This is a genomic window from Herbaspirillum sp. Sphag64 (assembly GCF_014192645.1).
GTDB lineage: Bacteria > Pseudomonadota > Gammaproteobacteria > Burkholderiales > Burkholderiaceae_D > Herbaspirillum.
The window spans coordinates 325,830-336,880 of record NZ_JACHYE010000003.1 but is presented as its reverse complement, the minus strand read 5'-3'; the positions used below and the strand labels follow the sequence as shown (position 1 = coordinate 336,880).

6 protein-coding genes are annotated in these 11,051 nt (G+C 54.3%); 5 read left to right on the top strand and 1 reads right to left on the bottom strand.

Annotation, left to right across the window (positions count from 1 at the left end; translation table 11 throughout):
* From FHW66_RS08610 to tssE, 5 genes are all read left to right on the top strand, one after another.
* A partial coding sequence (locus FHW66_RS08610; protein ID WP_183379355.1) for a type VI secretion system Vgr family protein occupies positions 1-954 on the top strand: 954 nt, incomplete at its 5' end.
* A 41-nt stretch (positions 955-995) separates the two neighbouring features.
* The gene (locus FHW66_RS08605) at positions 996-2,648 is read left to right on the top strand and encodes a hypothetical protein (protein ID WP_183379354.1); all 1,653 of its coding nucleotides are present in this window, start codon (positions 996-998) and stop codon (positions 2,646-2,648) included.
* Complete coding sequence (locus FHW66_RS08600) at positions 2,645-4,039, top strand: T6SS immunity protein Tli4 family protein (RefSeq protein ID WP_183379353.1); 1,395 nt, start codon at positions 2,645-2,647, stop codon at positions 4,037-4,039. Before FHW66_RS08605 ends, FHW66_RS08600 begins: the two co-directional genes overlap by 4 nt.
* Before the next feature lie 78 nt (positions 4,040-4,117).
* Positions 4,118-6,865, top strand: coding sequence for a type VI secretion system ATPase TssH (gene tssH, locus FHW66_RS08595; RefSeq protein ID WP_183379352.1), 2,748 nt, complete (start codon positions 4,118-4,120; stop codon positions 6,863-6,865).
* A complete protein-coding gene (gene tssE / locus FHW66_RS08590; RefSeq protein ID WP_183379351.1) occupies positions 6,862-7,296 on the top strand; it encodes a type VI secretion system baseplate subunit TssE in 435 nt (144 codons plus the stop codon). Before tssH ends, tssE begins: the two co-directional genes overlap by 4 nt.
* Positions 7,297-7,357: 61 nt before the next feature.
* Here tssE and FHW66_RS08585 read toward each other — a convergent pair whose 3' ends face one another.
* Positions 7,358-11,014 carry a response regulator gene (locus tag FHW66_RS08585; RefSeq protein WP_183379350.1) on the bottom strand — a complete coding sequence of 1,219 codons (3,657 nt, stop codon included), beginning with the start codon at positions 11,012-11,014 and terminating at the stop codon, positions 7,358-7,360.
* Positions 11,015-11,051: the final 37 nt, after the last annotated feature.

Below are 11,051 nucleotides of genomic sequence, written 5' to 3'. Positions count from 1 at the left end.
GAACACGGCAAGAGTCAGTTAAACCTCGGGCATCTGGTTGATGGTCAACGACAGCAACGTGGTGAAGGAGTTGAACTCCGAACAGACAATCATGCGGTAATCCGAGGTGGCAAAGGTATCTTCATCACTGCCGACAGGCAAGACAAGGCCAGCGGCAAGCAACTCGATATGCAGGCAGCACTCTCCTTGCTGGACCAGTTGCAAGCAGAGTCAAAGCAACTAGCGCAAGCGACAGCAAGTGCCAAAGCCGAGATCGCAGATTTACAAGCGCAAAGCCACTGGCTGGCCAACAGCGTCAAGGATCTTCAGCAAGCGGCACTCGTCCTCTCCGCACCTGTCGGCATCGCCTTAGCGACACCGAGTCACATCAATCTCTCCGCGGGCCAAACGATCACGCAACGCAGCGGCAACGATCACCACATCATCGCGGGAAAACGCTTCCTGCTCGCGGCAAAGCAAGGGCTGTCGATGTTTGCCCAACAATGCGGCATGAAACTGTTCGCCAGCAAAGGGAAGATCGAGATACAGGCACATAGCGACGAGATACACGTCATCGCCGACAAAGACATGATGATCACCAGCGTCAACGGCAAGGTAGAAATCAACGCCAAAGAAGCCATCTTGCTCAAGTGCGGCGGCTCCTATCTGCGCATTGGCCCCTTGGGCATTGAAAGCGGTACGCTTGGCGACATCCACTGGAAGGCGGATAAGTTCTCCTTGCTGGGACCAACCTCACTCGCTCAGGAAATGAACAGCTGGAAGCACGCCAAATACGATGAACAGTTTGGCGTCGGCTGGGGTTTTACCACCCAGGGTTCCCCCGCACAAAAAATCAGCATGGTGCTCAACAACCAAGGGGGTGTTGGCGGTGCAACGAATGCGGAGGGACAGACAGCGATACAGAAGAGTCTATCTTCCGATCCTCTGCATTTGCGCATTGTGCCCAATAAATAAGCAATGAATGCCCAACGCACACTCCATTTAGACAGAGGACCATGGCCACTATCAAACGCATTATTCCACCGCGCATTCTCAAAAGCGGTGTAGTCGAATACCACTCTGTCACCTCTCCTCCTGACGACAGCATCGCCATGTGCCACAAGGTACCCGACCGGATTATTCCGGTGATTTTTGTACCGGGCGTGATGGGATCGAATTTGCAATCCACCGTGGAGAAAAAAGGTGACGAGCCAGAACCCGTATGGGTAGTCAACAGCACCCTCGGTGTCGCTCTAAGCTGGGCTTTTCAAGGGGCTGAAACGCGAAAAAAACTGCTTGACCCTGCCAAAACCGAACTCTACCGTGCTGGCGATTTACCAGCGGACGCGGCTCCACGCGGTGTGTTCCACACCCACCCAGCACCGACTCAGGAAGAAATTGATCAGGAGCTACGGCGGCGTGGCTGGGGTGAAGTTTCTCACCTGAGTTACGGCCCCTGGCTCAAATGGCTGGAAGAAAGTCTCAACGACGCCGACTACAGCAAGTCTGGAATGGAATATGCCAGCAGCGGTCTGCGTCCACGATTGATGAAGGAACTGGTCGCCAATGCACCCGGGATTGAACCACTCACCTTTGATGAAGTCGGGCTGTCCTACCGCTATCAGTTTCCGGTGCATGCGGTCGGCTACAACTGGCTGCAATCGAACAGCGATTCAGCGATCCGGCTAGAAGCCAAGATTGATGAATTCATCGCCTATTACAACAGGACCTATGTCTGTCAAAACGTGATCCTGGTGACCCACTCGATGGGTGGGCTGGTGGCACGCTTTTGTACCGAGGAACTCGCGCAGCGAGACAAAGTACTGGGCGTCGTGCATGGCGTGATGCCAGCAACTGGTGCCGCGACTGCCTACAAGCGGGTAAAAGCCGGTGTCGAAGGAGTTGCCGGCATTGTGGTCGGTGATGACGCTGCCAAAGTCACCGCCGTGTTTGCGCAGGCACCCGGTCCATTGCAACTGCTGCCCAGCAGAGAGTATGGCAACGGCTGGCTCAAGATCAAAAATGGGGATCAGCGCATTAGTTTGCCGCTGCACAATGATCCTTATGGCGAGATCTATACCGTGCGCGGGAAATGGTGGGGGCTCATCGATGACAAGCTGATTAATCCAATGGATCCAGAAAGAAAAACCGTAGAGTCGGATTGGAATCGGTTTAAAAATCTGATTAATGGCCCTGTACGTAAATTTCACGACGCCATCGCCCACCGCTACCATCCCGTCACCTATGCCTTCTATGGCGACGACAAGGCACACAGCACTTGGGGCGATGTCCTATGGGAGCGCAAGCCCACCCTTGCTACGGGCAAGTTGAATTTCGTCAAGCCCAGTGAGGATATCCAGAGCAGCCGCGTGCTACACGACTCTGGACAAGGCCAGCAAGTGCTCTGGCTTAAAACAGGTAACACTGCCATGCCAAGCGTATTCACCCTCGCAGAAGCCAATGAACATGGTGACGGCACGGTACCAATCCGCTCCGGCAAGGCACCGCAAGGGAAAGTCAGAGTCTGCGTAGGCTATCCCGGGGTCGAACACGAAGGTGCCTACAAAGAGGAAAAACAACGTCTGTTCACCTTGTGGTCCATCGTCAAGATTGCCCAGCAGGTCAAGCCCCCCTTGCGTTATGAGATCGACGGAGATTGTCCGCCATGACATTACGCCCTTTTCTACAAACCATCTTTGCACTGAGCCTGATGCTCTCACTCAGTGCCTGCCAACCAGCACCCTTGACTGCACAGGAGCACGCTACCGTGACCGAACTCACTACCGACATGAAGATCCATTGCGTAGGTCGCTATCTGATTGATATGCCTGCCGATATCGAGACCTATGGCAGCGCTAAATTGCGTGGCATTGATGCCAAAGTGGAAGCGATGACACAAGAGGAATTTCTTCATGGAATGCGAAAACGGGAAGCCGAGTTAAAAGCGACAAAGAGCTTGCTTGGCTACCAGTTTTTGTACGGCGACAAAGAATATCCTATCCCCGGATCAAGCACGAAACAATTAAGGTCCAGAGACGTTTGGCATTTTATTTCGCTTGGTAGTGACGGCGAGCCAAGTGATGCCAATCGCGTTATTGAGGCATATAAATGGGATCGTGGTTATCGCATCAAGCTAAATATAGAGGGTTCAGATTTTGCGATGTCGCGTCATAAAGACGAGCCATGGGTTAAGAAAAAATCGAAGGAAAGCCAAAACGATGTTCCCAGCAAACTACAAGCCGTCCTCAGCATGCTATATCGGTTCCGCGCACTGGAACCAGGCGAAATCCCGAAAGATCCTGGCGTCTGTCTGACCGGCGGCTTCATCCAGACCAGCATTTTTGACCAGGAGGAAGTCTCGATAGGGTTCCATTTGCTGCAACATCAGGATGTCTATTTCAAATTCAAAACAGATACCAGTCTTACGGAAAAAGACACCCTGTTACAGCGCGCCAGCCAGATCAAGGCTGCCCTTAAAAGCCGTGATGGCAAGACGCTACGCAAGGGAAGTCTGGATTCAAAGGACTTGCCAACAGCCGAGGAATGGCTGGCTTCTGCCAGGATGCACGCTGGCGCACTCGGTTACTTCTTCATGCTGGAAGCTAACTCGCTCAACAACAGCGCTAAAACGCCTTTGCTCTCTCTCAATATGAAAACGGGCGTATTCGAAAAAGAGCAAGGAACCGTTCCAGAGCATGGCTCACTGACTGAAGGCGAAGCAATCGCTGTCTGGGATGCCATCTCCCGCTCAATTCGTATGCGTCCTGAAGCGATGGACTTCAAGACGGTAGTACTTCCCCGTTCGACACTCACGGTACCCATCGTCAGCAGTGGAGAGCCTTGCCCGGAGAGCGGTCACTGGATTACCAGGTGCGATGGCGAACCCTATTCCCGGCTGGTTTTCAAGGGCAATCTCATGCCCTCCATTGCGGTCATGCAAGCAGTCCCCTATCGCTGGTTACCTAAGCGCATCAATACCTGGCTGGCGCAACGACAACGCCTGCCGATGACACAGGTCGAGCGTGAAGTGCGCTGGATTCTGCAGACGTTCTTGGAATAGTGGATAACACTCTCAGTGCTTGTTCGCCGTAATGCTCCTTCATCTGACATTGATGCTTTCATTATTTTTATCCCTACCATGACACCACGCGACTTTTCTCCATTTTTACGCCGTTTGAATCATCACTGTGCGCAAGCGCTCTCTGACGCTGCCAGCCTGTGTGAAACCCGCGCCCATCGTGACATCACGATTGAGCATTGGCTCATCAAGTTACTGGAACTCGGTGATGGTGATCTGACCACCATTGTTCGCCGCTACGAGTTGGATATGGATGTCATCTGGAATGGTTTGCTTTCGGCCATTGATCGTCTGCCACACGCGCTGCGCGGCAAGCCTGGTTTGTCGCCCCGGCTCGGCGAAGTCTTGCAGGCGGCATGGGTACGCGCATCACTGGAGGACACCTCTGGCGCTATTCGCTCTTGCCACCTCTTGGCAAGTCTGATCGAGCAGCCGCAATTGTTGCACGCTCCCGATGCGTGGCCATTACTTTCTGTCGCAGTCGTGCAGATAGAGCGACTGCTGCCAGAACTGGATAAGGTGTCGATAGAAGCAACCCAAGAAAGGGTAACCGGGAATCAGGGCGCATTATCAATGCCGTTGACCGCCGCGGTCGATGCCATTTCAGCGCAGTCAGCTGCGGCTAGCGCTTCATATCCGCATGTACTGTCGGGACAGACCGATACTTCTGCTCTGCAGCGCTTTACCATCGACATCACACAAAAGGCCCGCGATGGCAAAATCGATCCGGTATTTGGTCGTGACGGAGAAATTCGGCAAATGGTCGACATTCTGGCACGGCGCCGTAAGAACAATCCGATTCTGGTCGGAGAGCCAGGTGTCGGAAAAACCGCATTGGTAGAGGGGCTTGCCCTGAAAATCGCTGAGGGTGATGTACCGGAGCTTATTCGCAATGTCAGTTTACTCACGCTCGATCTCGGTCTTTTGCAAGCCGGAGCTGGCGTCAAAGGGGAATTTGAGCAGCGTCTCAAGACCGTGATTGAAGCGGTGCAGCAGTCGCCGATGCCAGTATTGTTGTTCATCGATGAAGCCCATACCCTGATCGGCACAGGGAATGCTGCTGGTGGTGCAGATGCTGCCAATCTGTTGAAGCCAGCGCTGGCGCGTGGCGAGCTGCGTACCATTGCTGCTACGACCTGGTCAGAATACAAACAATACTTCGAACGTGATGCAGCGCTTGAACGCCGGTTTCAGATGGTGAAGGTCGAGGAGCCTGATGACGTAGCCGCATGTATGATGTTACGCGGACTCAAGGAGCGCTATGCCATCCACCACGGGGTGCATATTACCGATGCGGCAGTTGCTGCTGCGGTACGACTCTCACGCCGTTACATAACCGGCCGTCAGTTGCCTGACAAGGCGATTGACTTGCTCGACACCGCTGCGGCACGGGTTCGCATCAGTGGTCAAACCACACCGGTGGAAATCACTGCGCTGAGTGCAGAATGCGCAGCCCTGAATGTGGAACGTGCCGCACTCCTGGCTGATAACCGTGCCACCTCGGTCGATGTCAGCCAATCGCTGTCGGAGATTGATGCACGTCTTGACTTTCTCGCCGGCCGACTTGGTACTTTGAATACTGCGCTGGTATCACAGCAAGCGGCCATGATTCAATTGACGGCGCTACGCCAGCAATGGCTGACTTGTGAAGATGCTGCCGCACGTGATGATTTGCAGGCACTGATCAAAACGGCACATAGCGCTTTACCTTCAGATGACACCGCACTGATGCACGCCGAAGTGGATGAGTCTGCTATTGCCAGGGTCATTGCCGACTGGACTGGCGTACCTGTCGGTGAGCTGCTATCGGATGAATTGGCCGCGCTGCTGGAACTGGAAACACGACTGGGTCGGGTGGTGATTGGACAGGATGGCGCGCTGGCCGCACTGGGTCAACGCCTGCGCGCAGCCAAAGCAGGACTGACCTCGGAGCAGGCACCGCTGGGCGTGTTTTTGCTGGTTGGCCCGAGTGGTGTCGGCAAGACTGAAACTGCACGTACTCTGGCAGATTTGATGTTTGGTGGTGAGCGTTCCCTGACGACCATCAATCTGTCTGAATATCAGGAAGCGCATACGGTATCGCAATTAAAAGGCGCGCCACCAGGATATGTTGGCTACGGGCTTGGCGGCGTGCTGACCGAGGCCGTGCGTCAGCGTCCCTATAGCGTGATTTTGCTGGATGAAGTGGAGAAGGCACATCGCGACGTTCTTAACCTGTTCTATCAGGTGTTCGACCGCGGCTTCATGCGTGATGGCGAGGGTCGCATCATCGATTTTCGTAATACGGTGATTTTGATGACATCTAATCTCGGCAGTGATCAGATCATAGCGGTCAATGACGCCTTCCAGCAGTCTCAAGCCGACGCGACACAGAGTGTCTCTGACGATATTCTGACAGAGGCGATCCGGCCGTACCTTGCAGAGCACTTTCAACCGGCGTTGCTGGCACGATTTCAGACCATCGTCTATCGTCCACTATCGCCAGCGGCGATGGCAAGTATCGTGCGCATGAAATTGGATAAGGTTGCGCATCGTATCGCGCAGAAATACGCGCTACCTTTGACCTGCGACGACAATCTCATCACCGCGCTGGTGAGCGCCTGCCAATTGCCTGACTCAGGCGCACGCGATATCGACAGTTTGCTTGATCAGAAAATTTTGCCAGTGCTCTCACGTCAATTGCTGCTGCATCTTGGGCATCAGACGAGCCCCTCCGCCATTCGTCTGTCCTTTTCGGAGACGGAAGGTATTTCAGCAGAATTTACGCCGACTGGCGTTGCCGAAGAGATGATTGTGAGTGCACCATGATGCGCGCTGGGCCTGGCTTGTTCGAGGCAATTACCGGTTATTTCGCCAACGGCATGGCGATTGACGAAGTAAATGCCACGACACAGACCTTTTTATCAGTACGTGATAACGTTCAGCGCATCCTGAACAGTCGGCGCGGCACCTTGGCACATTTGCCTGATTATGGTTTGGCAGATCTGTCCACCATTTATCGTCATCTGCCTGCCTCGACGCATATCCTGAAGCGAGAAATTGAAACTACCCTGCTCAAATATGAGCCACGTTTGTCATCGATCGAACTCTCCATTGATGCTACCGAGCCGGGCATGCTATTGAGTCTGACCTTGAGCTGTCAACTCCATCAAATGGGACTGGTGCGATTTGGCACACACTTCACGCCTGATGGGCAGACCTACATCAAATTATTGAGAGCGGAACGAGATCGCGCTTAGCCTGGAAGTCGATATGTTTCACGCGTGATCAGGCATGCATTTTCACCAGTAAAAGGGCGCTTCAGGATGACTTTGCGGGCAATGACTGCACAAGTCGTCCTACGATTGCGCGCGCATCTTCAAAAGCCAGGTGCTCCATTGCATGATCCAGCGCGGCCATTTGCTCGGGGGATAGCTGATGACTCAATGCGGCGACGAGTGTGGCGTAGACGTCACAGGCGGCGATATCTTGCTCATCAAGTAGATTGTTGAGGTGTTCCAGCGCGCTAGGATCGATCACCGCGGCGCGCTCGACTCCCTCAGCCGGAACGTCTGTGGCAGCGGGCCTGTTCAACGTTTGACGCCGTAACCAGTCAGCGGCGGCAGCCAGCGACTCTCGCATATCATCTTCGACACCTGGGAATAATTGCTGCACCCGAACATGATCGAGTGCATGGATACTCTTTTCCAGTGTCAATGCACTGGCGGCCAGCTTGCGCGCACCCAAGGTGCCAAATGAGCCTCGCATGGCATGCAGTACGCGCGCGGACTCCTTACCGTCACCGCCTTCCCACAACTGCTTCGCCTTCAATAGCGACTGTGCGCCGCGCTCGACAAAGCCTTCGACCAGCTTGCGCAGCGTCGCGGCATAGGCGGGATCCAGCAGACATAGTTCATCGATCTGCTGCGTATCAAAAGCACTCTCAGGTGAGGCTTCAGGTATCACTGGCGGCTTGCCGGTCGGTTTTTGTGCGGCTGCTTCAGCCACTATCGACGGTTCCTGACTGGCAACTGGTACGACTTCACGGTTCAGGCGGGCGGAATGTGGCTGCCAATGGCGCGATATCGTTGCCAGCATCTGTTCGGCATTGATCGGCTTGCCAATAAAATCGACCATCCCGGCATCGCTGCACTGCATCTGCTCCGACTGCATCACACCTGCAGTCATGGCCACAATGGGGAGACTTAATTTGAGTTCGTCACGGATCTGGCGACTGGCGACGTAACCATCCATCACCGGCATCTGAACATCCATCAAGACCATGTCAAAGCGCTCTGGCTGTTCACGCAAGGCTTGTACTGCCAACAGGCCGTTGCCTACGGTGAAGACCTCGGCACCAGCCTGTTCCAGCATGCCCTTGGCCACAATCTGATTGAGTCGGTTGTCCTCGACCAGCAACAGGCGGATACCATCAATGCGCCGATACGTCGATTGCACGTGTTTGTTGGACAAGGGTATGTCGAAGCGCTGCGGAAAGATCTCGTGCAGTGCATCGAAGAGGCTGGAGCCAGTCACTGGCTTGATCAGCAGGGCATCAGCCTGATCTACGGCTTGGCTTTCGAGCAGCTTGCCACGACCAAAGACGCTGGCCATGATGAGCACTGGGATATTGGGTTCGGGGAACCGCTGGCGGATGGCCTGCATGGTCGCAACTCCATCCATATCGGCCATCTGCCAGTCGGTGACGACCGCATCGTAGCGTAAGCCCTGTGCATGCAGGAATTGCATTTTTTCTAGTGCATGATTGCCGGAGAAAGCGGTATCGACTTGCCATCCCCATGCCTGGATAGTCTTGGCGAGATATTCGCGACTAGTAGCGTTGTCGTCCACGACCAGCAGATGCATCAGGGTCTGATGGCTCTGCTGAGGCTGATCATCGTCGTCCAGTCTGGATAACTGCAATGGCAAGGTCACACAAAATTCACTGCCCTTCCCTTCGCTGCTGTGCACGACAACATTGCCGCCCATCATATCGATGATGCTTTTGCAGATCGCCAGCCCCAGTCCGGTCCCGCCAAAGCGGCGTGTGGTACTACCATCGGCCTGTGAAAATGCGCAAAACAGGCGCCCTTGCTGTTCGTCACTCATACCAATACCGGTATCGCGCACACGTGCGCGCAGGGTCAACTTGTCATTCTTTTTGTCGACCAGTTCAACGAGCAGCGATACTTCACCCTGCTCGGTGAATTTGATGGCATTGCCGACCAGATTGATCAAGATCTGCTGGATCCGCAAGGCATCTCCATACAGACCACGCGGCACATCGGGCTCGATGCCAATGGCCAGTTCCAGATCTTTCTCCCCGGCGTTGACGCTCATGATCGTGGCAACGGCATTGATGACATCGCCCAGATCAAACGCGCAGGGAGCCAGCTCCATCTTGCCGGCTTCAATTTTCGAAAAATCCAGAACATCGTTCAGAATGACCAGCAATGACTCACCCGAAGTTCTGATCATATCGACGTATTGGCGCTGCTCAGGAGCCAGTTCGGTAGTTTGTAACAGATGCGTCATTCCCAGCACCGCGTTCATCGGGGTACGGATCTCGTGACTCATGTTGGCAAGAAAATGGCTCTTGGACTGGCTGGCACCTTCAGCCTGCTCCTTGGCAGCAACCAGCGAGGCTTGCAGCTGCTTCTGCGATGAAATATCGTGCGCAATTCCCAGTATGGCGATTGGCTTGCCCGTAGCGTCACGGATTGCTGTCACTACCAGTACTACCGGGAAGCGTGAGCTATCCTTGCGCACGTAGGTCCACTCTCGCGTTTCTGCGCCGCCTTCCAGAGGCAATTCCGAGAAGACCGAAAAACCTTCTATCGTGCGACAGCGCATGATCGTGAGTTCGGCAGAGCGTTGCGCCAGTTCTTCCTGCGCATGGAACAGGGTTGGTGCATGCTTGCCCACCACTTCATCTGCACGGTACCCGAGCATGCGCTCTGCTCCAGCGCTGAAGACGCGGATGATCCCATCAAGATCGGCTGCAATAATGGAAAATTCACTAGCCGCGTCGATAATCCCCTGTAGTTGCGCCTGTGCGTTACGCTCGGACTCCTGCGCTGTGCGCAATGAGGTAATGTCCGTTACGAAGGCATAAAAACCAAGGACTTTGCCGTTCAGCATGTCAGGCACGTATGAGGCTAGTGTGATTCTGCGATGCCCCTGAGTATCCACGATGACGCGTTCGAACAATTGTGGTTTTCCCTGCAAGGCTGCCTCAATATGGGGCAGATTCAGGTTAAAGCGCTGCGCACCCAGAATGTCTCGCATATGTTGTCCGCGCAAACTCTCTGTCGGATAGCCAAACCATTCCAGGTAGGCCTTGTTGCCAAACCGGTTCTTCATGTCCCGATCCCAATAGCCGACCATTGCCGGCATATGATCAATGATCGTCTGCAATTCGGCATGACTTCGCTCGAGTGCAGCATTGGACCTGACTTGGGTATCCCACAGTTCCTGCTTGACGTGCTCCAGTGTTGCTGCGGCAAACTCGTTTTCTACCAGAGCAGCAATTTTGGTCAGGATAGACAGTTCTCTGGCAGTGCAGATACGTGGCACAGGATCAATCACACACAGTGTGCCGACGCGATATCCATTCGGGCCATGGAGCGGAATGCCCGCATAGAAGCGGATGTGGGGTGCGCCGGTCACGAGCGGATTGTCTGCAAATCGGAGATCGGCGGCGGCATTTGCGACCACCAAGGGCTTGTCTTCCAGAATCGCATGACCACAAAATGAAATACTACGCGGTGTCTCGCTGGCCGTTAGTCCCTGTCTGGACTTGAACCATTGGCGCTCGCTATCGATCAGTGAGATCAGCGCAATCTCGACATCCATGAATTCCTTGGCAAGAGCGGTCAAACGGTCATAGCGTGCCTCTGCAGGAGTTTCCAGCAGGCACAAGTCCTGCAACTCCTGCAGTCGTTCGATCTCGTTCACCGGCTTTGTGGGTTCTTGCATGGTGTGAAACTTTCAGTTCAATAGACCGCAATACATC

Bases quoted from the DNA above. Each gene is read 5' to 3' on its own strand.
- FHW66_RS08605 (WP_183379354.1), top strand. From the start codon at position 996: ATGGCCACTATCAAACGCATTATTCCACCGCGCATTCTCAAAAGCGGT.
- FHW66_RS08585 (WP_183379350.1), bottom strand. From the start codon at position 11,014: ATGCAAGAACCCACAAAGCCGGTGAACGAGATCGAACGACTGCAGGAG.
- tssE (WP_183379351.1), top strand. From the start codon at position 6,862: ATGATGCGCGCTGGGCCTGGCTTGTTCGAGGCAATTACCGGTTATTTC.
- tssH (WP_183379352.1), top strand. From the start codon at position 4,118: ATGACACCACGCGACTTTTCTCCATTTTTACGCCGTTTGAATCATCAC.
- FHW66_RS08600 (WP_183379353.1), top strand. From the start codon at position 2,645: ATGACATTACGCCCTTTTCTACAAACCATCTTTGCACTGAGCCTGATG.